Source organism: Roseateles oligotrophus, assembly GCF_014204525.1.
Lineage (GTDB): Bacteria > Pseudomonadota > Gammaproteobacteria > Burkholderiales > Burkholderiaceae_C > Paucibacter_A > Paucibacter_A oligotrophus_A.
The window spans coordinates 203,197-226,484 of sequence record NZ_JACHLP010000006.1 but is presented as its reverse complement, the minus strand read 5'-3'; the positions used below and the strand labels follow the sequence as shown (position 1 = coordinate 226,484).

Genomic DNA, 23,288 nt, shown 5'->3' with positions numbered 1-23,288 from the left:
CCCGACGTGGCATGCACACTGGCGCCATCAGCCAAGGAGTCTGCTCATGAAACCAGCCAAGATCCTCGTCGCCCAGGGGGGAGGCCCCACCGCCGTCATCAACCAGTCCCTGGTGGGCGTGGTGCTGGAGGCGCGCCGCCAGGCCCGGGTCGAGGCCGTCTACGGCGCCTGGCACGGCATGCGCGGCATCCTCAACGAGGACTTCGTCGACCTGGGGCAGGAAACCAGCCACAACCTGGAACTGGTGGCCGGCACGCCCTCCTCCGCCCTGGGCTCCACCCGCGACAAGCCCGACGCCGCCTACTGCCGCCAGATCTTCCAGGTGCTGCAGGCCCACGGCATCAGCCACTTCTTCAATATCGGCGGCAACGACTCCTCCGACAGCGTGCGCATCGTCAGCGAGGAGGCAGTCGCCGCTAACTACCCATTGCGCTGCATCCATATTCCCAAGACGATAGACAACGATCTGGTGGAAAACGACCACACGCCCGGCTTTCCCTCGGCCGCCCGCTTCGTCGCCCAGGCCTTTGCCGGTGCCAACCTCGACAACGCCGCCCTGCCCGGCGTCTACCTGGGCGTGGTGATGGGCCGGCACGCGGGCTTTCTGACGGCGGCCGCGGCCCTGGGCAAGAAGTTCCCCGACGATGGCCCGCACCTGATCTATCTGCCCGAGCGGGTGTTCGAGCTGGAGCGCTTTCTGGCCGATGTGAAGCTGATGTACGAGCGCCACGGCCGCTGCGTCATCGCCGTCTCCGAGGGCATACACGATGCCGCCGGCGAGCCCATCCTGGCCCAGCTGGCGCCCCAGTTGGAGCGCGATGCCCACGGCAATGTGCAGCTTTCCGGCACCGGCGCCCTGGCCGATCTGCTCTGCGAACAGATCAAGTCCCGCCTCAAGATCAAGCGGGTGCGCGGCGACACCTTTGGCTATCTGCAGCGCAGCTTCATCGGTTGCGTGTCGGACGTGGACCAGCGCGAGGCCCGCGAGGTGGGCGAGAAGGCGGTGCAGTTCGCCTTCCACGGCCATCGCGACGGCTCGGTGGCCATCAAGCGGGTGGGCAATTACTCGGTCGATTACGAACTGTTACCCCTGGCCGCCGTGGCCGGCAAAACCCGGGTGATGGAGGACGCCTTCATCGCCGCCAGTGGCACCGATGTGACCGATGCCTTCCGGCTTTATCTGCGCCCCCTGCTGGGTTCGGGCATGCCCGACGCCTTCCGCCTGCGGCCCAATCCGGTGGCCAAGATCCTGCACCCCGCTGGCGTTTGACAAAGCCATCATCCCAAACAAGGGCCTGCAGAGGCACGAGGAGGAATTAGACTGAGCCCCTCACTCCCTCAGGGATTGCCATGAAAAATTTCAATACGCCATTTTTTGCCCGTGGCCTGGCCGCCTGCGCCCTGGCCTTGCTGGCCTGCGGTGTGGCCCAGGCCGACGAAGGCATAGGCCGTGTCAAACGCCTCAGCGGCCAGGTCAGCCTGGACCGTGCCGGCCAGACCCTGCCCGTGCAGGTGGGCATGGTGCTGCAGCAGGGCGACCGCCTGCGCACCGGCGCCGACGGCGCGGCCGGGCTCACGCTCAACGACGACACCTTGCTGACCGCCGGGCCTAACAGCAGCCTGCTGCTGAGCGCCTTCAGCTTCAACCCCACCACCCACGAGGGCGGTATGAACGCCACCCTCGCGCACGGCAGCCTGCACGTGGTCAGCGGCCTGATCACCAAAAAGGCGCCCGACAAGGTAACGTTCAAGGCCCGCAGCGTGGTGCTGGGCGTGCGCGGTACCGAATTCATCATCGACGCCCCCGGAGACGAGAGCTGATGCCCGCCTTGACCTTTTCTCTCAAGTCCGCCCTGGCCGCGGCCCTGCTGCTGGGCCTGCTGGGCTGCCAGACCCCGCGCGAGCGGGTGATCCTCCTGCCCAAGGCCGATGGCAGCCCCAGCGGCGTGGTGACGGTGCAGTCCAAGACCGGCGCCAGCCTGCGCCTGGACCAAAGCTATGCCCAGGTGGATGCGGGCACGGCCGGTGAACTCAAGCCCGGCCAGAGCAATGCCGAGACGGTGCAAAAAGAGTACGGCAGCCTGCTCGCCATGCAGCCCGCCAAGCCGCGCAGTTTTGTCGTTAACTTCAGCAGCAACTCCAACGAGCTGACGGTGGAGACCGCGCCCATCGTGGCCCTGGTGCGCGAGGCCCTGACGGCGCTCCAGGGCGGCGAGCTGGTCGTCATCGGCCACACCGACCGGGTCGGCAGCTTGGAGGCCAACGACAAGCTCTCCCTGGTGCGTGCCGAAACGGTGCGCGAGTTGCTGGTGCGCCAAGGCATCCCGCGCGAAAAGATCACCGTGGTCGGCCGCGGCGAGCGCGAGCCCCTGGTGGCCACCGCCGATGAGGTGGCCGAGGCGCGCAACCGACGTGTCGAAATCAAGCTCCGCTAACAAGGCGCGCAGCCGATCCTACAAAGTCCTGGCCTGGCTGCGCTGGCTGGGCGGCAGCGCCCTGCTGCTGCTGCTGCTGGCGCATGCCACCCACTACCTGACGCTGGCGCCGGTACAGGCACTGGACCGTTACCTCTACGACGCCCGCCTGGCCCTGCTGGCGCCCACCAAGCCCGACCCGCGCATCGTCATCGTCGACATCGACGAGCGCGCCCTGGCCGAGCATGGGCGCTGGCCCTGGCGCCGCGGCCTGATCGCCGAGCTGATCGAGACCAGCTTCAAGGACCAGGGCGCCCTGCTGCTGGGCCTGGACCTGATCCTGGCCGAGGCCGACGAAAGCTCCGGCCTGCTGGCGCTCGAACGCCTGGAGGCCGGCCCCTTGCGCGCCAACGCCGCCTTCGCCGATCAGCTCGCCCTGCTGCGCCCCAAGCTGGACGAAGACGGTCGCCTGGCCCAGGTGATGCAAGCGCATCCGGTGGTGCTGGGCTTTTATTTCTCGGCCGGCAGCGACTCCGCCCGCAGCGCCGCCCTGCCCGCCCCGGCCATGGCCGCCTCCAGCCCCGCCCTGCAGGCCCTGCCCGGCTGGGAAGGCCATGGCGGCAACCTGGCCCGGCTGCAGGCCGCCGCCGGCCAAGCCGGCTTTCTGAACGCGGTGGCGGACGAAGACGGCATCACCCGCCGCAGCCTGCTGCTGGCGCGCCAGGACGGTGGCGTCTACGCCTCCCTGCCCCTGGTGCTGGCCCAGACCCTGCTGGGCACCAGCAGCATGCAGCCCCCCATGCAAGCCCTGTACGCCGCAGACGGCCACTGGCTGGGCCTGCAACTCAACACGCCGCGCGGCCCCCTGGCCCTGCGCAGCGACGCCGAGGGTGCGGCCCTGATCCCCTTCCGCGCCGCCAGCGGCGACTACGCGCACTACTCCGCCGCCGATGTGCTGGCCGGCCGCCTGCCACCGGACGCCCTGCGCGGCCGCATCGTGCTGCTGGGCAGCAGCGCACCCGGCCTGCTGGACCAGCGCGCCACGCCCTTGCAACCCTCCTACGCTGGCGTGGCCGTGCATGCCAGCATGCTCAGCGGCATCCTGGACGGCCGCCTGGCCCACACGCCCGACCATGCGCCCCTGATGGAAGTGGCCTTGCTGCTGCTGATCGGCCTGCCCCTGCTGCTGGCCTCGCCGCGCATGAGCCTGGCGCAAAGCGCGGCCCTGCTGGCCGGCCTGTTGCTGGGCCTGCTGGCGCTCAATCTCTGGGCCTGGCAAGGCTGGCACGAGGCCTGGCCCCTGGCCGGACCCTTGTGCCTGCTGGCGGGCATGGCCACCTTGCAACTGGTCATCGCCAACTTCGGCGCCCGCGGTGCGCGCCGGCAACTGACGCGCTTGTTCGGCCACTACCTGCCCCCCGCCCTGGTCGAGGAGATGAGCCGCAGCCCCGAGCGCTACACCATGGCCAGCCGCAGCGCCCAGCTGACCGTCATGTTCGTCGACGTCAAAGGCTTTACCGGCTTGTCCGAACACCTCAAGCCCAGCGAGCTGGCCGAGCTGATGAATGAATACTTCACGGCGATGGCCGGCGTCATCGGCCGCCATCGCGGCACGCTGGACAAATTCATGGGCGACGCGGTGATGGCCTTCTGGGGCGCCCCCCTGGCCGACGCCCAGCACGCCCGCCACGCCGTGGAGGCGGCCCTGGCCATGCATGAACGCCTGAGCGAGCTGAACCTGCGCTTCGCCGCCCGCGGCTGGCCCCGCCTGGCCATCAGCATCGGCATCAACACCGGCCATATGGTGGTGGGCGATCTGGGCTCGCGCCAACGCCGCGCCTACACGGTGCTGGGCGACGCCGTCAACCTCGCCGCCCGCCTGCAAGCCCTGTGCGCCGAGCGCGGCGCTGGCATCCTGATCGGTGCCAGCACCCAGACCGCCATCGCCAAAGATTCCAGCCACTGGCCGCTGAGCCGCCCCTGCGAAAGCCTGGGCGAGGTCCATGTGCGCGGGCGCGAGGCGCCGGTTGAAGTATTCCAGCTGTAGCATGCCTGCTCGCAGATTCACCCACCGGAGCACCCACCATGTCGATGAAAAACCCACCGGCCGGCTGGCCGCGCCTGAGCAGCACCCTGTTCTACGACAAGGCCGAAACCGCGATTGACTGGTTGGTCGAGGCCTTCGGCTTCGAGATCGCCCTGAAGGTGATGAGCCCCGACGGCAGCCATGTGCTGCACAGCCAGCTGATGTTCGGCGAGGCGCTGATCATGGTGGGCGAAGGCGGCGCCCACCGCGAGCCCAAGTTCGGCATCCCCTGCCGCAGCCCCCTGCAGCTGGGCGGCGCCAACAGCCAATGCCTGATGCTGTTTGTTGACGATGTCGACGCCCACTGCGAACAAGCCCGCGCCGCGGGCGCCGAAATCATCGCCGAGCCCACGCTGCACGACTACGGCCCCGAGTACTGGGCCGACCGCAGCTACGGCGCCAAAGACCCGGACGGACATATGTGGTGGTTCACGCAGAGGGTGCGGGATCCGGCTTGAGGGCTGGGTGAGAGCTGGTTTTGGTGCTAAGTGGCCAGTTTGAATACGGAGGCATGATTCGGTGGCTTTGCGCCAAAAGCCGAAGTACATCTCCAGGGCTGACGGTCAGCATGACCAAAGGCGCGGCCAGAAACCGTGTCGACTGGGTTTCATGGCGCAATCCCTTCGGCACAGGCGGGAAGCAAGCGGTTCGCTACTGGCGACAGCGCCCCGTCCATTTCAGCGCGGAAGGAGTGGCGCCACAAACGCCAAGGCGGCCCTCAGATTCTCGTGAGCCAGCTGACGCATCTCCTGCGACAGAGGGACCGGCAGATCCTCCTGCATTGCAGCCATCCAGAACCGTTCAGCCGCTGCGGCCGCGCGTGCCCACACCTCGGGCTGGGCACCGATGGCGCCGACCTTCGGCTCGATGGGAGTCAGGTCCGGGTCCACCCCGCCGCCTAACGAGGCGTAGCGCATCGGGAGGATGTCGTAGGCCGGCGCGACGCCTTGGTATTCACCATCCTCGCGGATGAGCAACGAGATGTTCTCGAAGTGCCGGTCATTGTTGCCAATGAGCTCGCTGAAGGCGGCCATGACATCGATGTTCCTCGCATCTTCGGCGGTGAGGTAGCGCTTTTGCTCGCAGCGTGCTGCGAACTCGGACCAGGTATCCCTCATCCCGAAGAACTCGTCGTCGACGGAGCCGGCTGAAAGCATGCCGACTCGGCCATTCAAGTCGATGCGGTCGAAACGCTGCACTTCCAGGAAAACATAGTCGCCTCCTGCAAGCAACTGAGTGCTGCTCGCGGGAACGCCGACCTCGGTCAGAGACCGCAGGGCCAGGTACTCAAGCGGCAAAAGCTCAGCCATGCGGCTACCGACCTTGGCGAACTTGACGATGACATGCCCGATGCCCTCCGTCAGCCAGAGGAACTTTGGCTGCTCGCCGCCTGCACTGGAACCATAGGCAGCACCCCGCAAAGCGGTGGCCATGCCGACGTAATAGTCGATCTTGTCCTCGGCTGACGTTGGATCGACGGCCCGGAAGTCCAGCTCCCTTGCAAGAGGGGCATCACCGAAGATCAGGTTGCCGGGCAGGTTCAGGCCCTGCGTGAAGAGGTATGCAACCCGGTGGTCGTCGTTCCAGTCCTTGAGGCTGATCGGGAACGGCTGATTTCTCGCCACCTCATGTACCAGTTGCCGCCCCAGGAAGCCAGAGGGTGCTGCGAAGAGCATGTATGGCGGCAAGCCTTCATAGAGGCGTGTCACGTCGCCGATACGCTCGACAGTGGCGCCACCAGCCAGGAACTCGACGTCGGCAAACGGCTCAATATTGCCTTTGCGCATATGCCGGTAAATTCGCTGGCGCGCACTCAGGCCCATGGGAAGTTGACGCAGAAGGCCGTACATCGGCGTACGAACCCCCGTCACACGAAAGCTCGTCACCGTGAGAGATAGCCCATGAATAGTTCGAGAGAGTGTTGATTGACTGATTCCGAGCGCGGAAATGAGTTGCGCAGCAGTACGACTCCCGTACCGAAGCTGCCGCTCAATCTCCTGAGACAGTTCGACGTTCGATTGACTCTTTTTGGCGCTCACCCGCATTCCCTTGTGAATAGTTCAGTGCATTTTATAGGAATGCAAACATGAATGCTTCAACGCCATCCTTAGAGCGCCTCGAAATTCAGATGTGGGCACCGCTCAACCTCGCCGTCAACACCCCCTCCCCCCGCAGTGAGTTGATATACCCGAGGCCGAAAGCACTGACAAGCGCCGTACGCTGGCCAGGCCTTGCGCAGCACGTCCCTAAAGGGATTGGGGCGGCTCATTGCAAATCAATTCGGCATGAACTCACCCGCAACTCAACAAACCCGCAGCACCTCAAACTGCTGCCGGTTTGCAGCGACCTGAATCGCCACTTCATCGCCCTCGCACTTACCCAGCAAGGCCCTGCCCAAGGGCGCCTCGCTGCTGATGACCTGAACGGGTTGAGTGCCGCCGAGCAGCTTCATGCTGCCACCGGCTGGGCCTAGAAAGAGCTGTTGCTGCTTGTTGTTGTCGGCATCAAGCAGGCAGACCAGGGCGCCGAGTTGTATCCCTTTGCTGGCCTCGTAGGGGCGCGGGCGGAATTGGCGCCAATCGACCATGACCTGGCGGATGGCTTCGGCGCGACGGGCTTGGCCGCTGGCCAGATAGGCGGCTTCGAGACCCAGGGTGTCGTACTTGTTCTCGGCGATGTTTTCTTCGTGAGTCGCCGTTTCATGGGCCGCCCGTGCTGCCTGTTCGACTTGCAGCAGGTCAACGGCCAGCCGTTCCAGCACCTGCTGCTGCAGCAAGAATTTATCCATGATGAAAGGCAAGCGTCTCGAACAAGCGGGGAAAGGTCTTGATTATCAAGGGGGCCCAAGAGCATTCGCCGAGCCCTCCCCCAACTCCGGCATTCGCACCAATCCTTTCGCCCACACGCCAGCGGGCGAATGCCGGCTTGAACGCAGTGGGCAAGCCCTTACATTGCAGGCATGTCTGTCCCTCACCCCCACGCTTCCCGCCCCGCGCCCAGCCAGCCCAATACCATGACCGAGCTGATGGTGACGCTGCTGGCGCCCTCCCTGGTCTTGATGCAACTCAGCAGCCCCGCCCGCCTGGGCGCCGTGGGCGCCTTGCTGCTGGCCCTGGCCCTGCCCCTGGGCTGGGCCGCTTACACCGCCTGGCGCGAGCGCCGCTTCAGCTGGATGGCGGGCCTGGGCGTGCTCAGCACCTTGCTGACCGGCGGCATCGGCTTGCTGGCCCTGGACCCGCAGTGGCTGGCCGTCAAGGAGGCCGCCGTGCCGGGCGTGATCGGCTTGGTGGTGGCCGCCTCGGCCTTGACCAAACGACCGCTGGTCCATCTGCTGGTATTCAGCCCACAGCTGATGGATGTGCCGCGTATTGAAGCCGCCCTGGCCGAGCGAGGGGCCAGCGCCGCCTTTGAGCGCAGCCTGCGCCTGGGCACGCTGATGCTGGCCGGCAGCTTTGCTTTTTCAAGCCTGATGAATTACGGCCTGGCACGCTGGATCGTGCAGAGCCCGGCCGGCAGCGAGGCCTTCAATGCCGAGCTGGGCCGCATGAATCTGCTCAGCTGGCCCGTTATCGTCATCCCCTCCACCCTGCTGACCCTCGGCGTGCTGTTCTACCTGGCCCGCAATATCCGCCGCCTGACCGGGCTGACGCTGGAAGACTGCCTACGCAAGTCCTGACGTGAAACTACCCCTCGCCCAGTCTTGCCCCGCTGAACGCGGGCAAGACTGGTCGGTCCCCCGGGGGGACGGCGATGCTTGGCGGATCGACCGCCAAGCACATCGCCAGCGCGGACCGGCTTGGGAGCGGCCCGGCGCTCGGCCCGCAATACCCTTGTTTCATCGGCTGGGGGTGACTCACATTGCCATGGACAACTGATTGAAAGACCACCATGTACGAACTCGTCAAACTGCTGCACTTGGCCGCCGCCATCGTCTGGCTGGGTGGCATGACTTTCATGCTCTTCGCGCTGCGGCCCGCCGCCGCCCTGGCCCTGGAAGGCCAGCCGCGCGCGCGGCTGATGGTGGCCGTGTGGCAGCGCTTCTTCGCCGCCGCAGCGGTCTCGGTGCTGGTCTTGTTCTTCAGCGGCATGAATCTGTACACGACGGCCTTCCGCGCCGTCAAGGCCGCCACCGGCGCGGGCAGCGTGCCGCTGGGTTGGAACCTGATGCTGGGCATCGGCCTGCTAATGTTCGCCGTCTTCGGCCACATCTACTTCGCCGGCTTTGCCAGGTTCAAGCGGCGCGTGGCCGCGGCTGAATGGACTCAGGCCGCGCAATCGGCCGCCCTGATCCAGAAGTTAGTCATGCTCAACTTCGCCCTGGGCTGGCTGGCCATCGCGGCCGTTCGGCTAGTGCGTTAGCCCACCCGCTTGGCCAAGACCGCCCGCGCCACGCGCGAGACCGGCGGGCGGCCCAGCACGCCGCTGATGAAGGCACCGGCATCGACCAGCTTGTCGAGGTCAACACCCGTCTCAATCCCGAGTCCGTTCAGCATGAAGACCACATCTTCGGTCGCCACATTGCCCGTGGCGCCCTTGGCGTAGGGGCAGCCGCCCAGGCCGGCCACGCTGGCGTCGAAGGTGTGAACGCCCAGCTCCAGGCTGGCGTAGATATTCGCCAGGGCCTGGCCGTAGGTGTCGTGGAAATGACCGCTCAGCTCCTGCAGGGGGAAGTGCTTGAGGGCACGCTCCAGCGCAGCCTGCACCTTGCGCGGCGTGCCCACGCCAATCGTGTCGGCCACGCCCAGATGATCGACGCCGATGGCGCGCATCAGGCCCGCCACGCGCTCGACCTTGTCGGGGCTGATCTCGCCCTCGTACGGGCAGCCCAGAGCGCAGGACAGGGCCCCGCGCACCTTGATGCCGGCCGCATGCGCCGCCTGCACCACGGGAGCGAAGCGCTCAATGCTCTCGGCAATGCTGCAATTGATGTTCTTCTGGCTGAAGGCCTCGGACGCAGCGGCGAAGACGACGATCTCATCGGGCCGGGTGGGCAACGCCGCCTCCAGTCCCTTGAGATTGGGCGTCAGCACCGAGTACCTGACGTCGGCACGCCGCTCGATGGCGGCCATCACCGCCACGTTGTCCGCCATCTGCGGCACCCATTTGGGCGAGACAAAGCTGGTGACCTCGATCTCCTTCAGGCCGGCGGCCTGCAGCATGGCAACCAGCTGAGCCTTGTGCGCCGTGGAGACGGGTTCTTTCTCGTTCTGCAGGCCGTCGCGCGGGCCGACATCGACGAGGCTGACTCGGGTAGGGAGTGTCATGTTCAAGCCTCCTGCAGTTTCAGCAACTCGGCGCCGTCGCCGATCTGGTCGCCGACGGCGAACAGCAGCTCGCTGACGACACCGTCACGCGGCGCCAGGATGGTGTGCTCCATCTTCATCGCCTCCATCACCGCCAGGGCCTGGCCCTTGGCCACCTTATCGCCCACCTGGGCCAGGAAGGACACCAGCTTGCCGGGCATGGGCGCCGTCAAACGGCCGGTTTCAGCGGCACCGTCACCCGCATGGGCAATCGGGTCGATCTCGGTCACCAGGGCCGAGCCTTGCGGCGCGAAGACGGCAATCGTCTCGCCTTGGGCATAGCTATTGACCACCACGCGGCGCTGGGCCAAACCTTCACCCAAGAGCAGCTCATGCGACTCCAGGCTACGCGAATTGACGGCGAAGGGCAAGACCTGACCCTCTACCTCGAGTTGCATGCCGCCTTGATGGTGACGAGACAGGCTGACCTGCAGCTTGGCCTCGCCGACGCGCAGATCGAAGCGGCGCACCGAGGCACCGTACAGGCGCCAGCCGTCGCGGCGGCTCCAGGGGTCACTGTCTTGCGCTTGCGCCTCCTGGGCCAGCTTGTGGGCGACGACGGCGGCGGCCGTGATGTCCGTCGCCAGGCCGGCCTGGCCGAACAAGGCCTCTTTTTCTCGCTCGATCAAGGCCGTGTCCAGATCGGCCTGAGAGAAAGAAGCGGTGGCGGCACAGCGGCGCAGAAAGGCCACATTGGTCTGCAGGCCGACGATATGGGTGTCGCGCAAGGCCGCGTCCAGCCGGGCCAGGGCCTGGGCGCGATCCTCGCCCCAGACGATGAGCTTGGCCACCATGGAATCGTAGAAGGGGCTGATCTCATCGCCCTCACCCACACCGGCGTCAATGCGGACATGGCCACGCTCGAACTTCACATGCTCGGGCCAGCGCGCCACCGCCAAGGCGCCGGTGGCGGGCAGGAAGCCGGCCTCGGGGTTCTCGGCACAGATGCGGGCCTCGATGGCGTGGCCCTGCATCTTCAGCTCGCCCTGCTTGAGCGGCAAGGGCTCACCGGCGGCCACGCGCAACTGCCACTCCACCAGGTCCTGGCCGGTGATGGCTTCCGTCACCGGATGCTCGACCTGCAAGCGGGTGTTCATCTCCATGAAGTAGAAGCGGCCAGACTCAACAAAGTCGTGCTCGCAGATGAATTCCACCGTGCCCGCGCCGCTATAGCCCACGGCCTTGGCCGCGGCCACCGCCGCCTCGCCCATGGCCTGGCGGCGAGCCTCGCTCATGCCGGGGGCGGGCGCTTCTTCCAGCACCTTCTGGTGGCGGCGCTGCACCGAGCAGTCGCGCTCGAAGAGGTAGACGCAGTCGCCGAAGTTGTCGCCAAAGACCTGGATCTCCACATGACGGGGGCGCTGCACATAACGCTCGATCAGCACCGCATCGTCGCCAAAGCTATTGATGGCCTCGCGCTTGCAGGAAGCCAGGGCGGCGTCGAATTCCTCGGCCGCGAACACCGCTCGCATGCCCTTGCCGCCGCCGCCCGCACTCGCCTTGATCAGCACCGGGAAGCCGATGCGCTCCGCCTCGCGCTTGAGCAGGGTGGCATCCTGATCGGCGCCGTGGTAGCCGGGCACCAGGGGCACGCCGGCTTTTTCCATCAGGCGCTTGGACTCGGCCTTCAGGCCCATGGCCAGAATGGCCGCGGCCGGCGGGCCGATGAAGACCAGGCCGTTCGTCGCGCAGGCATTGGCAAAGTCCTCGTTCTCGCTCAAGAAGCCATAGCCCGGATGCACGGCCTGGGCGCCGGTGGCCTTGGCGGCATCGATGATGCGCTGCCACTGCAGATAGGAGTCCTTGGGCGCGGCGCCGCCGATCAGGACGGCCTCGTCGCAGGCTTGCACATGCTTGGCTTTTGCATCCGCCTCGGAGTAGACGGCCACGGTCTTGACACCCATGCGGTGGGCGGTGGCGGCGACGCGGCAGGCGATTTCGCCGCGATTCGCAATCAGAATTTTTTTGAACATTTTGTTTGTCTCCTTCAGGGCCTGGAATTCATCCCAGACTGACATGCATTCAATCAACCAGTTCCGCCTGGGCTTCGCACCTGGATGCGGTGTTGCCAAGGCCCATGCCGGGAGTTCGCCCCGGCGGGCGACTCACTTTTCTTGCTTCGCCAAGAAAAGTAAGCAAAAGAAGGCGACCCGACGCCTGGCCCCTTCGGGGTTCGTTGCGGTGCTCAGCTTCACTGGGCCGCGCCCAACTCACTGCGCTACGCTCCGTTCAGACAAGGGGCGCGAAGCCAGTCCTTGAGGTCGCTTCGCGACGCCCAGCGAAGCTTCCGCTCCTCACCCAGTCTCAACGGGATTTGAATACCGACACGCCTCGCTACGCATCGGCTTGAAGGGCTGCATGCGCCAGGAGCATGCAGCGTTAGCTGCCGCGTCATCGAGGCGACGCGCAGCGAGCCGAGTGGGGTTCGCATTCCCCGTGTTGCCTGGGCGAGGAGCACAGAATTCGACGGGCGGCGCGCAGCGCCCTCAACTTCTAGCTCGCGCCGCATGTCTGAACGGAGCGTAGCGCAGTGAGTTCGGCGCGGGCCGGCGAATTCGAGCACCGCAGCGGACCCCGCAGGGGCCAGGCATTCGGGTCGCCTTTCTTTGCCTACTTTCTTTGGCGAAGCAAAGAAAGTAGGTCGGCCGCCGGGCCGAACACCCGGCTGGGCCTTGCCACCAAAACAACTGACACAAACAGGGTCAAAACTCATATCAAGACCTTTCGATCCTCAAACGCCTTGGACCAATGCAAAACCTCTACCGACGCCCGCAACCCATGAATCCAAAACGGGTCCGTCTTGAGCAGGCTTAGCACCGTTTCTTTGTCGGCGGCATCAACAATCCAAAGGCCGCCCTTTGCCGGCTCATCCACTCGCTCACGCAATGAGCCAGCCTGCAGAACAGTCTCTTGATGTTCGTTCAACCAGAGTAAATGCGCCGCCATCTGCAACTGGCGAAGCGCCTGCCGCTGAGGGTGGTCGACGAAGTGCACGATGAAGAGCATGGTTGGATTCGATGGATGCGCGAGGCTTGGGTTGGCGGGTCTAGCCCCGCTTTAGCTCAGTTCCCGCTGATAAGCCAAAAACACCTCATCCAAGCGCCAGCCCATGCGCTCATACAGCGCCTGCGCCTGGTGATTGGTGCGGGCCGTCGTCAGATCCATGCGAGCCTTGCCGCGCTGCCGCGCCAGGTCTACGGCGGCTTGCAGCAAGGCGCTGGCCCCACCACCGCGCCGCGCGGAAGGGCTCACGAAGAGGTCGTAGAGCACGAAGATGGGCCGGGCCAGCACCGAGCAGAAGCTGGGATAGAGCTGACAGAAACCCAGCAGCTCATTCCCAGCCTCCAGCACGATCAGCCCCGACTCGGCCGCGGCCATGCGGGCACGCAGAAACTCGCGCGCCGAGTCCAGATCCGGCGCCTGCTCGTAGAACTGGCGATAGGCGTCGAACAAGGGCGCCAGGGCGTCCAGATCGGCGAGCGTGGCGAGGCGGGTTTTCATCCCGGGCGCGGCGGCCATCAGTGCGAGGCGCAGGCTTGGCCCTGCTCGGCAGAGTCCACCTTGTTGCGGCACAAATCGATCTTGCCCTCGGCGGCCAGATCGGCCTCGGTCGCGCAGTGCATGCCCAGGCGTTTGAGCAAGGCACGGTCCTTCTCGGCCTGCGGGTTGCTGGTGGTCAGCAGCTTGTCGCCGTAGAACATGGAGTTGGCACCGGCCAGGAAACACAGGGCTTGCATGCTCTCGGGCATCTCTTCACGGCCGGCCGACAGGCGCACCATGGCGCGCGGCATGGTGATGCGGGCCACGGCGATGGAACGGATGAACTCGAAGGGGTCCAGGGCCTCGGTGCCGCTCAAGGGCGTGCCTTCGACCTGCACCAGATTGTTGATGGGCACCGACTCGGGGTAAGGGTTCAGATTGGCCAGTTGCACGATCAGGCCGGCGCGCTGGCGGCGGGTCTCGCCCATGCCCACGATGCCGCCGGAGCAGACCTTGAGGCCCACATTGCGCACACGGTCCAGGGTGTCCAGCCGGTCCTGGTAGGTGCGGGTGGTGATGATCTGGCCGTAGAACTCGGGCGAGGTGTCGAGGTTGTGGTTGTAGTAATCCAGGCCGGCCTCGCGCAGCTGCTCGGCCTGGCCGTCACCGAGCATGCCGGCCGTTAGGCAGGTCTCCAGGCCCATGGCCTTGACCTCTCTGACCATCTCGCCGATGGCTTCCAGATGGCGCTCCTTGGGCGCGCGCCAGGCCGCGCCCATGCAGAAGCGGGTGGCGCCGTTGTCTTTTGCCGCGCGGGCGGCCTCCAGCACCTCTTGCAGGGGGATCAGCTTCTCGGCCTTGAGGCCGGTGTCGAAATGAGCCGACTGCGGGCAGTACTTGCAGTCCTCCTCGCAGCCACCGGTCTTGATGGACAGCAGGGTGGAGAGCTGCACCGCATTGGCATCGAAGTACTGGCGGTGCACGCTCTGGGCCTTGAACATCAGGTCGTTGAAGGGCAGGTCGTACAGGGCGGCCACCTCGTTCACCGTCCAGGGCTTGGCGTTGCGGCGGTCTTCGTCGCGCGTGGGCGTCAAGGACTGAATTTGATTGGCGGTTTGGCTGTGCAGAGGGTGGCTCATAGCGATGATTCCAGGACGGGCGAGAAAGACGGTGTAGTCAGATGGGCGGCCACGGCCGCCGCTGAGGGGAGAGGTAAGCGAGGCACATGGCCCCAGCAAGGCGCGGCCAGCGCGGCCTCCAGCGCGGCCAGATTGTCGGCGACATGGGGCATGCCGGCGTCAATCGTGTTCGCCACCCAGCCGGCCAGGCTCAGGCCGCGGGCGCGTATGGCCTCGGCCGTGAGCAGGGCGTGGTTGATGCAGCCCAGGCGCAGGCCCACGACCAGCAGCACGGGCAGGGCCAGCTCGGCCGCCAGATCGGCGGTATCAAAGCCGGCGCACAAGGGCACGCGGAAGCCGCCCACGCCTTCCACCAGGGCGAAGTCGCCCAGGGCGGCGCTGGTGCGGATGGCGGCCAGCAGGGGCGCGCGCTCAATCGAGCGCCCTTCCAGCGCGGCGGCGATATGCGGGGCACAGGCGGCACGGAACTGCAGCGGGCCGACTTGATCCGGGTGCATGCCGATGTTCTGCGCGGCGTGCAGCTGCTGCACATCCTCGTTGATCCAAACGCCCTCCACCAAGTCCTGGCCGGCGGCCAGGGGCTTGATGGGGGTGACGAGCAGGCCTTGCTGCGAGAGCTTGTGCGTCAGGGCAGCGGTGATGCAGGTCTTGCCGATCTCGGTGTCGGTGCCGGTGATGAACAAGCCCTTCATGAGAAACAAAACTCCGAAATACGACCACAGAGACACAGAGACACAGAGAAATAGCAATGCAAGCCAAAAATCCGATCCACCTCTGTGTCTCTGTGTCTCTGTGGTTGAAATTGAATTGAAAATTTCTCCGCGAACGGGGGGTGCCGCCAGGGGCTTCGGATGCTCATGCGGCGGCCTTGTCCATGTCGCGCGCGGCAGCGGCCAGGGCAGCGACCAGCTCATCCACATCGGCCTCGGTATGCGTGGCGCACAGGGTGATGCGCAGGCGTGCCTCGCCCTTGGGCACGGTGGGCGGGCGTATGCCGGGCACGCGGATGCCGCCGGCCTCCAGGCGCGCGGCCAGGGCCATGACCTCGGCATTGCCGCCGATGATCAGGGGCTGGACGGGGCTATCCGAGGGGCTCAGGCGCCAGCCCAGGGCCGGGTGGCGCTGCAGCAGCGCCTCAATGCCTTGACGCAAGCGCGCTTGCAGCAGGCGCAGCCGGGCGCGTCTTGATTGCCCCAGCTCGCCGCTGATCAGGGCGAAGCTGGTCAGCAGCGCATGCTCCACGGCCGGCGGCGAGGCGGTGGAGAAGATGTAGTTGCGCGCCGCCTGCAAGAGGTATTCGGTGATGGTGGCATGGGCCAGCACAAAGGCGCCGGCCAGGCCCGCGGCCTTGCCCAGGGTGCCGACCAGGATCAGGCGCTCGCTACGCAGATTGAAATGCTCCAGCGAGCCGCGGCCCTGCTCGCCCAGCACGCCGAAGCCATGGGCGTCGTCCACGATCAGCCAGGCGTCGAATTCCTCGGCCAGGGCCAGCAGCTCGGGCAGGGGCGCCAGATCGCCGTCCATGCTGAAGACAGCGTCAGTGACGATGAGCTTGATCTTGGCTCGGCTGGCGGCCAGCAGCTCGCGCAAGCCGGCAACATCGGCATGGCCGTAACGTTTGACCTCGGCGCGTGCCAGACGGGTGCCGTCGATCAGCGAGGCATGGTTCCAGGACTCGGAAAAAATCTCCGCGCCCTCCTCGCCCAGCGCCGTCACCACGGCCAGATTGGCCATGTATCCGGTGCAAAAGCCCAGGGCGCGGGCCTGGGGGATGTGGGGCGAGAGCATGGTGGCCAGGGTCTCGGCCACCTGCTCGTGGGCGCGGCTGTGGCCGCTGACCAGGGGCGAGGCGCCGGAGCCGCCGCCGTACAGCCTGACGCCTTCGATCAGCGCGGCGTGGATCTGCGGCTCGGCGGCCAGACCCAGATAGTCGTTGGAGCAGAACATCAGCAGCTCGCGCGTGCGGCCGTCGTTAGCGCGCACCTGCTGGCGCGGGGCGGTGACGCTCTCGGCCTGGCGCAGAAAACGGGTGAGGCTCTGGGCCTCGATGGTGCGCAGCTTGGCGCTCAGGTGTTCAAGCAACATGGGGCTGGTCCGGGCAATCGGACGCTATGGATTGGGACAGGACTTCGTCCAGGGTCAATGTGACGGCACGCGCCAGGAAGGCTGCCGCCTCGGCGTCGATCACATAGGGCGGCATCAGGTAGACGGTGTTGCCGATGGGGCGAATCAGCAGCTCGTGAGTGCGGGCGGTGAGATGGAAGCGCTCGGCGAAGCGGAGGCCGCCGTCCTGCACATCAAAGGCCAGCACCATGCCTTGCTGGCGCAGATGCCTGACCCGGGCGTGCGCCGCCAGCGGCGCAAAAGCGGCACGCAGCAGCTCGGCCTGCGCGGCAATCGCCTGCAGCTGGCCGGCCTCGAAACGGTCCAGCACCGCATTGGCCGCCGCGCAAGCCAGGGCATTGCCGGTGTAGGAATGCGAGTGCAGAAAACCGCGCGCCACATCCTCGCTCCAGAAGGCCTGGTAGACGGCCTCGGTCGTCAGCACCAGGGACAGCGGCAACGTCCCGCCGGTGATGCCTTTGGAAAGCGTGATGAAGTCGGGCCAAGGGGCTTGGGCCTGCTCCCATGCAAAGAAGGTGCCGGTGCGGCCACAGCCCATGGCGATCTCGTCGACGATCAGATGCACCTCGAACTCGCTGCACAGCGCCCGCAGGCCGCGCAGATACTCGGGCCCATACATCACCATGCCGGCGGCGCCTTGCACCAGGGGCTCGATGATGAGGGCGGCGAGCTGCTGATGCCGCTGAACGAACAAGTCACGCATGGCGGCCAGGGCCTGGGCCTCGTTGCCCAGGCGGGCGTCGGGAGACGGAGCGATATGCGCCCGCATCAGCAGCGGGTCGTAGGCATCGCGGAAGACCTTGACGTCGGTGACGGCCAGGGCACCTATGGTTTCGCCGTGATAGCCATTCTTCAGGCAGACGAACTCGCGCTTGTCGGAACGGCCGCGGTTGCGCCAGCTGTGGAAGCTTTGCTTGAGCGCGATCTCGACCGCGCTGGCGCCGTCGCTGCCGTAGAAGACATGGCCCAGGGCGCCGCCGGTCAGCGCGCTCAAACGCTCGGCCAGGCGCACGGCGGGCGCATGGGTGCAGCCTGCCAGCATCACATGGGGCAAGGTGTCGAGCTGCTGCTTGATGGCGGCGTTGATGCCGGCATCGGCATGGCCGAAGAGATTGACCCACCAGGAGCTGTTGGCGTCGAAATAGCGCCGGCCCTCGTAGTCATACAGCCAGGGGCCGGCGCCGCGCGCGATGGCCAGGGGCGGCAGCTGGGCCGCGCGGGCCATCTGGGTGCAGGGGTGCCAGACGGCGGCGAGGCTGCGCTGCTGCCAGTCGGCGCCGGCGGGTGAAAAATGGGGAGATTGGCTCATGGAGAGGGCGAGAGGCGGCGGCCGGTCAAACGGCGAAACCCAGCGGATAGAAAACGGAACAGCACGACGATCAAAACCCCCATCACGAGCAGCAGCACGGCCAGCGCGCCAAAGAAGTACAGCGGGCTGGTGTAAGCCAGCCACAGCATGCTGGGCACCAGGGCGTCGCCGCCCAGGGACAGGGCGATATTGGAAAAAGGCTCGGGCGAGGTATTGGCCACCGCCCGCGTGCTGGCCTTGGCCGCATGAGCGGTGGCGGCCAGGGTGCCGCCCATCAGCGCGGCCATCAGGCCCCAGGTCTGCGAGTCGGTGCCCAGCATGCCGGCGGCCAGGGCCGCGCCGGCAGGGATGCGGATGAAGGTGTGGACGGCGTCCCAGAGCGAGTCCAGGCCCGGGATCTTGTCGGCAAAAAACTCGATGAAGAGCATCAGGCCCGCGGCCCCCATCACCCAGGGCGAGGCCAGCACTTGCAAGCCCGGCGGCAGCGGCAGCCAGCCCATGAAACCGCTGAAGCCCAGCAGGAACACCACCAGATACAGACGCAGCCCGCTGGCCCAGCCCACGGCCGCGGCCAAGGCCAGCAGCTGAGCGGATGTCAGGCTGGACCAGGCGTGCGGCAGGTCAAAGGGCAGGGATGGCAGGTTCATGGTGTGAGCGCTGGGGCTCGTCGGATTCAGTCGTTAGTGGGCATCAACCAGTTCGGCGCGCGCTTGCCCAGAAAGCTCTGCACGCCTTCGCGCCCTTCGGAGCTGGCCCGGATGTCGGCGATGCGGCGGGCCGTGTCATCGCGCAATTCGGCTGTGATGGCTTGGTGAGCCACGTCCTGCACCAGCCGCTTGCAGGCCCGCACGGCGGCCGGGCCGTTGGCGCTGATGGCGCCGGCCAGGGCGGCTATTTTCGCATCGAGGGCCTCGGCATCGGCCAGCTCATGGACCAGGCCCAGGCGATAGGCCTCTTGCGCGCTGAAACGCTCGGCCGTGAGGAAGTAGCGGCGCGAGGCCTGCTCGCCCAGGGCACGCACGACGTAGGGCGCGATGGTGGCGGGCAAGAGGCCCAGCTTGGCTTCGGACAGGCAGAAGCCCGCCGTCTCCACCGCCACCACGATGTCGCACACCGCGAGCAGCCCCACGCCACCGGCGTAGGCATCGCCCTGCACGCGGGCGATCACCGGCTGGGGGCAGCTGTAAATCGTCCACAGCATCTGGGCCAGGCGCTCGGCGTCAAGCTTGTTTTCGGCCCAGCTATAGCCGGCCATGGCCTTCATCCAGTTCAGGTCGGCCCCGGCACAAAAAGCCTTGCCCTCGGCCGCCAGCACGATGACGCGCACCTCGGGGTCGGCGCCGAGCCGGGCGAAGGCGGCCGTCAGCTCGGCGATCACCGCCTCGTTGAAGGCATTGCGGACCTCGGGCCGCCGGAGGGTGACGCGGGCCACACCGGCCAGGGTGGTGAGTGCGATCGTCTCGAAGGACGCCTCTGCGCTAGGCATCATGCTTGTCATTGCTTGGCTTTCCAGACCACGTCGTCATTGACGGCGTAAAAAAAACAGGGCTCACCGCTGCGGCGCTGGCAGTTGCTGAGCGCCCGCGAGAGGTAGTCGTCGCCCGAGGAATAGCCCCACTGCCCTTGGTCATTGAGCACAAAGGCGCGCGGCGGCTTGGACTGCAGGAATTTGCGGTAACCCTCGATCAGGGCGGGCGATTTGGCGGGCAGCGCATCCTCATCCCGCAGGGCGGCAAAACCACTGGCTGCCGGAGGCTTGAGCGCGCCGGGCTGGCTGAAGCCTTGCTTGATCAGGAACTCATCCACCAGCGGCTGCCAGACCTCGTTGCCGGCGATGAAGAGGCGGTGGCCATCGTCGCCAATCGCGGGCAGCAGGCGATAGTCCACCTGGCCGCCGCTGGCGGCATAGGCCTCGGCCCAGGCGCGCGAGTAGTGCGGCGCGAAGTACTGGTCGTTCTCGGTATAGACCCACAAGGTGGGCGTCGGCCCCTGGGGGTTGAGGCCGCTGATCAAGGCGGAATCGAACTCCTGGCCCGCAGCTGCACCGGCCGATGCAGCGCCTGCCGGCCTTCTGGCATTCATCTCGCCCAGGCGGGCATAGAACTTGGTCAGCAAGCTGACCTGGCAGGGCTCGCCCCGGTGCGCCGTGGGGCTGCCGCCATGGCCACCGGCGAAGTTGACGGCGGCCACCAGGCCGGGCGGCCGCAGGGCCGCCGCCGCGATGGTGGCAAAGCCGCCCACCGACTGGCCCATCAACAAAAGCCGGGTCGGGTCCACCGAGTGCTCGGCCGCCAGATACTGGGCCACCCGCAGGATTTGCTGGGCCGCGGCGGCCGCGGCGGCGCCGTAGCGTGGCGCAGCGCAGGAGACGCTGTCCTCCGGGTCGCCCAGGGCCGCCGTCTCGCCATAGCCCAGGCGCAGGGGCACGGCCACCACAAAGCCCTTGCGCAGCAAGAAGCGCGCGGCCGATTCATAGCGCTGGCGCCCGTACTGCTTGCGGGCATCGCTGCTGCGGCCATGGCTGATGATGGCCAGCGGGTGCGGGCCGGGGCCCTCGGGGTGGAACACGGTGACCGTCAAGTCGCCGCTGATTTCGCGTCCGAACGCGTCCTTGACGCTGGCCGGCACCTGGATGACTTCTTCATTCACGTCTTTTTGCAAGGTCGCGGTCTGGGCCAGCAAGCCGCTCGCGGCCAGGGTTAGGCCGATGCTGACAAGAGCTCGCGATCCGGCGACTTTCTTCCAGCTCAAAAGCAAGTACTGCATGCGTGACAAGACCGCTCTTCGCCACGTGCTTACATACGGAAGACGCCGAACTTGGTCTCCGCCAGCGGCGCATTCAGCGCGGCGCTCAGACCCAGGGCCAGCACGCGGCGGGTATCGGCCGGGTCGATGACACCATCGTCCCACAGCCGGGCCGAGGCGTAATAGGGGTGGCCCTGATCCTCGTACTGCTGGCGGATCGGGGCCTTGAAGGCCTCTTCCTCCGCGGCGCTCCAGGCCCCACCCTTGGCCTCGATGCCGTCGCGCTTGACGGTGGCCAGCACCGAGGCGGCCTGCTCGCCACCCATCACCGAGATGCGGGCGTTCGGCCACATCCACAGGAAGCGCGGCGAGTAGGCGCGGCCGCACATGCCGTAATTGCCGGCGCCAAAACTGCCGCCGATGATGATGGTGAATTTGGGCACCTGGGCGCAGGCCACGGCCGTCACCATCTTGGCGCCGGCGCGGGCAATGCCCTCGTTCTCGTACTTGCGGCCGACCATGAAGCCGGTGATGTTCTGCAAGAACACCAGCGGGATCTTGCGCTGGCAGCACAGCTCGATGAAGTGGGCGCCCTTGTTGGCGCTCTCGGCAAACAGGATGCCGTTATTGGCGACGATGCCCACCGGCATGCCCTCGATATGGGCAAAGCCGCAGACCAAAGTGGCGCCGTAGCGGGCCTTGAATTCGTCGAAGTCCGAGCCATCGACCACGCGGGCAATCACCTCGCGCACATCGAAGGGCTTGCGCGTGTCGGTGGGGATCACGCCGTGCAGCTCGGCCGCGTCAAACAGCGGTGGGCGCGGCGCCTGGCTCAGCAGCTGATCCACCCCCAGCTTGCGCCAGTTCAGGCCGGCGATGCTTTGGCGGGCCAGGGCCAGCGCGTGGGTGTCGTTGTCGGCCAGATGGTCGGCCACGCCGGAGAGGCGGGTGTGGACATCGCCGCCCCCTAAGTCTTCGGCCGTCACCACCTCGCCGGTGGCGGCCTTCACCAGGGGCGGGCCACCCAGAAAGATGGTGCCCTGGTTCTTGACGATGATGGTCTCGTCGCTCATGGCCGGCACATAGGCCCCGCCGGCCGTGCAGGATCCCATCACGACGGCGATCTGCGGCACGCCCTGGGCGCTCAGATTGGCCTGGTTGTAGAAGATGCGGCCGAAGTGGTCGCGGTCCGGGAAGACCTCGTCCTGATTGGGCAGATTGGCGCCGCCCGAGTCCACCAGATAGACGCAGGGCAGGCGGTTTTGCTGGGCCACCTCTTGCGCACGCAAATGCTTTTTGACGGTGATGGGGTAGTAGGTGCCGCCCTTCACGGTGGCGTCATTGCACACAATCATGCAGTCCACACCATTGACCCGGCCGATGCCAGCGATCAGGCCGCCGCCGGGGGCCGCGCCGACCCCATCTTTATCCAGATACATATTCAGCCCGGCCAGCGGTGCCAGCTCCAGAAAAGGCGTGCCGGGGTCCAGCAGCATCTCCACCCGCTCGCGCGGCAGCAGCTTGCCGCGTGCCGTATGCTTGGCCCGCGCGGCCTCGCCGCCGCCCTGGGCGATGCGCTCCAGGCGCTGGTTCAAATCATCCAGCAGGCCTTGCATGGCCTGGGCATTGGCCTTGAAGTCGGCGGAACGGGCGTTGAGCTTGGTCGTGAGAGCGGCCATGGGGTCTCCATCCAGAGCATCGCACTCCATTTTGAGTGCAGCTCAATATTTATTGAGTAGCCAGCGGCTATTTCTAAGCAAATCGAGTGGCGAAGGATATTCCAAGCGGAATCGACGCACAAGCCACTACTTGAGCTTTACTCAATTATTGCGCAGAATGCGGCCGTGAACGCACCCACCCTGATCGCCAGCAAACCCAAATCCGCAGGCAGTGCCGCCAGCAAGGCGGCCAAGCCACGCGCGGCCGCCGCCCCGCAACGCCGCTCGCCGGCCAGCGCCAAGGCCGAGCAGCGGGTGCGCGACATCTTGCGCGTGGGCCGTGAGGTGTTTGCCGAGCGCGGCTTCGAGCGCGCCACCACCATCGAGATCGCCCAGCGCCTGGGCATCTCGGAGGCCACCGTCTTCACCTATTTCCACAGCAAGCGCGATCTGTGCATGCGGGTCATCGGCGACTGGTACGACGAGATCATCGACACGATAGAAACCGGCCTGCCCCGCCAGGCCGGCGTGCGCGAGCAGCTGGAGTTTGTGGTGCAGACCCATCTGCGCCTGTTCCTGATCCAGGGCACGGGCTTGTGCGCCCTGGTTCTGTCCGAAGGCCGCACCAAGGGCCAGGGCCTGGAGCTGGGCCAGACCCTGGTCGAGCTGCAGCGCCACTACACCGCCCCGCTGATGGACCTGCTGGTGCGCGGCCAGGCCAGTGGCGCCGTGCGACAGGACATCCCGTTACGCCTGATGCGCTCCCTGGTCTTCGGCCCGATGGAGCATATGCTGTGGGAGGTGATCGCCACCGGCCGGCAGATCGACATCGCCAGCAGCGCCCGCGATCTGGTCGCCCTGCTCTGGCCCGCCCTGCAGGCACCCGAACAGGAGCTGGGCGAGTTGCGGCAAATGAAGGCGGGGCTCAGGGCCCTGCTGGAAGGCGGGGCCTGAAGGCCCCGCTGCTCCCGCGCCCGCCGCCCTGGATTTAATGGGGTCAGAGTCATTTAATTACTTCAATTAAATGACT

22 protein-coding genes are annotated in these 23,288 nt (G+C 66.4%); 8 read left to right on the top strand and 14 right to left on the bottom strand.

What is annotated here, in order from left to right; genetic code table 11:
• Nucleotides 1-46 precede the first annotated feature (46 nt).
• The 5 genes from HNP55_RS15680 to HNP55_RS15660 all read left to right on the top strand — a co-directional run bounded on the left by HNP55_RS15680 (nt 47) and on the right by HNP55_RS15660 (nt 4,958).
• Entirely contained in the window at nt 47-1,270 is a 1,224-nt protein-coding gene (locus tag HNP55_RS15680) for a 6-phosphofructokinase (protein ID WP_184301285.1), read from the top strand.
• 80 nt (nt 1,271-1,350) lie between these two features.
• The gene (locus tag HNP55_RS15675; RefSeq protein ID WP_184301283.1) at nt 1,351-1,821 is read left to right on the top strand and encodes a FecR domain-containing protein; all 471 of its coding nucleotides are present in this window, start codon (nt 1,351-1,353) and stop codon (nt 1,819-1,821) included.
• The gene (locus HNP55_RS15670) at nt 1,821-2,435 is read left to right on the top strand and encodes an OmpA family protein (protein ID WP_184301281.1); all 615 of its coding nucleotides are present in this window, start codon (nt 1,821-1,823) and stop codon (nt 2,433-2,435) included. The genes HNP55_RS15675 and HNP55_RS15670 overlap by 1 nt, the downstream gene beginning before the upstream one ends.
• Entirely contained in the window at nt 2,413-4,461 is a 2,049-nt protein-coding gene (locus tag HNP55_RS15665) for a CHASE2 domain-containing protein (protein ID WP_184301279.1), read from the top strand. The genes HNP55_RS15670 and HNP55_RS15665 overlap by 23 nt, the downstream gene beginning before the upstream one ends.
• 38 nt (nt 4,462-4,499) lie before the next feature.
• Nucleotides 4,500-4,958, top strand: coding sequence for a VOC family protein (locus tag HNP55_RS15660; protein WP_221439626.1), 459 nt, complete (start codon nt 4,500-4,502; stop codon nt 4,956-4,958).
• A gap of 219 nt (nt 4,959-5,177) precedes the next feature.
• Here HNP55_RS15660 and HNP55_RS15655 read toward each other — a convergent pair whose 3' ends face one another.
• Together HNP55_RS15655 and HNP55_RS15650 are read right to left on the bottom strand one after the other, a co-directional pair.
• The gene (locus HNP55_RS15655; RefSeq protein WP_184301278.1) at nt 5,178-6,545 is read right to left on the bottom strand and encodes a HipA domain-containing protein; all 1,368 of its coding nucleotides are present in this window, start codon (nt 6,543-6,545) and stop codon (nt 5,178-5,180) included.
• 257 nt (nt 6,546-6,802) lie between these two features.
• A complete protein-coding gene (locus HNP55_RS15650; protein WP_184301276.1) occupies nt 6,803-7,288 on the bottom strand; it encodes a GreA/GreB family elongation factor in 486 nt (161 codons plus the stop codon).
• A gap of 171 nt (nt 7,289-7,459) precedes the next feature.
• Between HNP55_RS15650 and HNP55_RS15645 the strand changes: the two genes are divergently transcribed.
• Entirely contained in the window at nt 7,460-8,176 is a 717-nt protein-coding gene (locus HNP55_RS15645; RefSeq protein ID WP_184301274.1) for a VC0807 family protein, read from the top strand.
• A gap of 212 nt (nt 8,177-8,388) precedes the next feature.
• On the top strand, nt 8,389-8,859 hold the full coding sequence (locus HNP55_RS15640) for a hypothetical protein (RefSeq protein WP_184301272.1): 471 nt from the start codon (nt 8,389-8,391) through the stop codon (nt 8,857-8,859).
• Here the strand turns inward: HNP55_RS15640 and HNP55_RS15635 are convergent.
• The 12 genes from HNP55_RS15635 to HNP55_RS15580 form a co-directional block, all read right to left on the bottom strand.
• Nucleotides 8,856-9,764 carry a hydroxymethylglutaryl-CoA lyase gene (locus HNP55_RS15635; protein ID WP_184301270.1) on the bottom strand — a complete coding sequence of 303 codons (909 nt, stop codon included), beginning with the start codon at nt 9,762-9,764 and terminating at the stop codon, nt 8,856-8,858. The two genes, HNP55_RS15640 and HNP55_RS15635, sit on opposite strands and share 4 nt — an antisense overlap.
• A 2-nt stretch (nt 9,765-9,766) precedes the next feature.
• On the bottom strand, nt 9,767-11,776 hold the full coding sequence (locus tag HNP55_RS15630; protein ID WP_184301269.1) for an acetyl/propionyl/methylcrotonyl-CoA carboxylase subunit alpha: 2,010 nt from the start codon (nt 11,774-11,776) through the stop codon (nt 9,767-9,769).
• Between the two features lie 736 nt (nt 11,777-12,512).
• The gene (locus HNP55_RS15625; RefSeq protein ID WP_184301266.1) at nt 12,513-12,809 is read right to left on the bottom strand and encodes a YciI family protein; all 297 of its coding nucleotides are present in this window, start codon (nt 12,807-12,809) and stop codon (nt 12,513-12,515) included.
• Between the two features lie 51 nt (nt 12,810-12,860).
• Nucleotides 12,861-13,304: a GNAT family N-acetyltransferase gene (locus HNP55_RS15620; RefSeq protein WP_184301263.1), complete on the bottom strand. Its 444-nt coding sequence runs from the start codon at nt 13,302-13,304 to the stop codon at nt 12,861-12,863.
• Nucleotides 13,305-13,321: 17 nt separating this feature from the next.
• Complete coding sequence (gene bioB / locus HNP55_RS15615; RefSeq protein WP_184301259.1) at nt 13,322-14,422, bottom strand: biotin synthase BioB; 1,101 nt, start codon at nt 14,420-14,422, stop codon at nt 13,322-13,324.
• Nucleotides 14,419-15,114: a dethiobiotin synthase gene (gene bioD, locus HNP55_RS15610; protein ID WP_184301218.1), complete on the bottom strand. Its 696-nt coding sequence runs from the start codon at nt 15,112-15,114 to the stop codon at nt 14,419-14,421. Before bioD ends, bioB begins: the two co-directional genes overlap by 4 nt.
• Before the next feature lie 163 nt (nt 15,115-15,277).
• The gene (locus tag HNP55_RS15605) at nt 15,278-16,507 is read right to left on the bottom strand and encodes an 8-amino-7-oxononanoate synthase (RefSeq protein WP_184301215.1); all 1,230 of its coding nucleotides are present in this window, start codon (nt 16,505-16,507) and stop codon (nt 15,278-15,280) included.
• Nucleotides 16,497-17,855: an adenosylmethionine--8-amino-7-oxononanoate transaminase gene (gene bioA, locus HNP55_RS15600; RefSeq protein ID WP_184301212.1), complete on the bottom strand. Its 1,359-nt coding sequence runs from the start codon at nt 17,853-17,855 to the stop codon at nt 16,497-16,499. Before bioA ends, HNP55_RS15605 begins: the two co-directional genes overlap by 11 nt.
• The gene (locus HNP55_RS15595; RefSeq protein ID WP_184301209.1) at nt 17,852-18,502 is read right to left on the bottom strand and encodes a DUF4126 domain-containing protein; all 651 of its coding nucleotides are present in this window, start codon (nt 18,500-18,502) and stop codon (nt 17,852-17,854) included. The genes bioA and HNP55_RS15595 overlap by 4 nt, the downstream gene beginning before the upstream one ends.
• 26 nt (nt 18,503-18,528) lie before the next feature.
• Nucleotides 18,529-19,341 (bottom strand): enoyl-CoA hydratase/isomerase family protein, encoded by an 813-nt coding sequence (locus HNP55_RS15590; RefSeq protein WP_184301865.1) that lies wholly within the window; start codon nt 19,339-19,341, stop codon nt 18,529-18,531.
• An 8-nt stretch (nt 19,342-19,349) separates the two neighbouring features.
• Nucleotides 19,350-20,621, bottom strand: coding sequence for an alpha/beta hydrolase family protein (locus HNP55_RS15585; RefSeq protein ID WP_184301206.1), 1,272 nt, complete (start codon nt 20,619-20,621; stop codon nt 19,350-19,352).
• A gap of 29 nt (nt 20,622-20,650) precedes the next feature.
• On the bottom strand, nt 20,651-22,279 hold the full coding sequence (locus HNP55_RS15580) for a carboxyl transferase domain-containing protein (RefSeq protein ID WP_184301203.1): 1,629 nt from the start codon (nt 22,277-22,279) through the stop codon (nt 20,651-20,653).
• 294 nt (nt 22,280-22,573) lie between these two features.
• Between HNP55_RS15580 and HNP55_RS15575 the strand changes: the two genes are divergently transcribed.
• Nucleotides 22,574-23,212, top strand: a complete 639-nt coding sequence (locus HNP55_RS15575) for a TetR/AcrR family transcriptional regulator (RefSeq protein WP_348648724.1) — start codon at nt 22,574-22,576, stop codon at nt 23,210-23,212.
• Nucleotides 23,213-23,288 lie beyond the last annotated feature (76 nt).

Excerpts from the sequence above, each read along its gene's own strand:
- HNP55_RS15670 (WP_184301281.1), top strand. The coding sequence starts at position 1,821 with ATGCCCGCCTTGACCTTTTCTCTCAAGTCCGCCCTGGCCGCGGCCCTG.
- HNP55_RS15580 (WP_184301203.1), bottom strand. The coding sequence starts at position 22,279 with ATGGCCGCTCTCACGACCAAGCTCAACGCCCGTTCCGCCGACTTCAAG.
- bioD (WP_184301218.1), bottom strand. The coding sequence starts at position 15,114 with ATGAAGGGCTTGTTCATCACCGGCACCGACACCGAGATCGGCAAGACC.
- HNP55_RS15675 (WP_184301283.1), top strand. The coding sequence starts at position 1,351 with ATGAAAAATTTCAATACGCCATTTTTTGCCCGTGGCCTGGCCGCCTGC.
- HNP55_RS15625 (WP_184301266.1), bottom strand. The coding sequence starts at position 12,809 with ATGCTCTTCATCGTGCACTTCGTCGACCACCCTCAGCGGCAGGCGCTT.
- HNP55_RS15680 (WP_184301285.1), top strand. The coding sequence starts at position 47 with ATGAAACCAGCCAAGATCCTCGTCGCCCAGGGGGGAGGCCCCACCGCC.
- HNP55_RS15660 (WP_221439626.1), top strand. The coding sequence starts at position 4,500 with ATGTCGATGAAAAACCCACCGGCCGGCTGGCCGCGCCTGAGCAGCACC.
- HNP55_RS15585 (WP_184301206.1), bottom strand. The coding sequence starts at position 20,621 with ATGCAGTACTTGCTTTTGAGCTGGAAGAAAGTCGCCGGATCGCGAGCT.
- bioA (WP_184301212.1), bottom strand. The coding sequence starts at position 17,855 with ATGAGCCAATCTCCCCATTTTTCACCCGCCGGCGCCGACTGGCAGCAG.
- HNP55_RS15650 (WP_184301276.1), bottom strand. The coding sequence starts at position 7,288 with ATGGATAAATTCTTGCTGCAGCAGCAGGTGCTGGAACGGCTGGCCGTT.
- HNP55_RS15645 (WP_184301274.1), top strand. The coding sequence starts at position 7,460 with ATGTCTGTCCCTCACCCCCACGCTTCCCGCCCCGCGCCCAGCCAGCCC.
- HNP55_RS15595 (WP_184301209.1), bottom strand. The coding sequence starts at position 18,502 with ATGAACCTGCCATCCCTGCCCTTTGACCTGCCGCACGCCTGGTCCAGC.
- HNP55_RS15605 (WP_184301215.1), bottom strand. The coding sequence starts at position 16,507 with ATGTTGCTTGAACACCTGAGCGCCAAGCTGCGCACCATCGAGGCCCAG.
- HNP55_RS15655 (WP_184301278.1), bottom strand. The coding sequence starts at position 6,545 with ATGCGGGTGAGCGCCAAAAAGAGTCAATCGAACGTCGAACTGTCTCAG.
- HNP55_RS15640 (WP_184301272.1), top strand. The coding sequence starts at position 8,389 with ATGTACGAACTCGTCAAACTGCTGCACTTGGCCGCCGCCATCGTCTGG.
- HNP55_RS15620 (WP_184301263.1), bottom strand. The coding sequence starts at position 13,304 with ATGAAAACCCGCCTCGCCACGCTCGCCGATCTGGACGCCCTGGCGCCC.
- bioB (WP_184301259.1), bottom strand. The coding sequence starts at position 14,422 with ATGAGCCACCCTCTGCACAGCCAAACCGCCAATCAAATTCAGTCCTTG.
- HNP55_RS15635 (WP_184301270.1), bottom strand. The coding sequence starts at position 9,764 with ATGACACTCCCTACCCGAGTCAGCCTCGTCGATGTCGGCCCGCGCGAC.
- HNP55_RS15590 (WP_184301865.1), bottom strand. The coding sequence starts at position 19,341 with ATGCCTAGCGCAGAGGCGTCCTTCGAGACGATCGCACTCACCACCCTG.
- HNP55_RS15630 (WP_184301269.1), bottom strand. The coding sequence starts at position 11,776 with ATGTTCAAAAAAATTCTGATTGCGAATCGCGGCGAAATCGCCTGCCGC.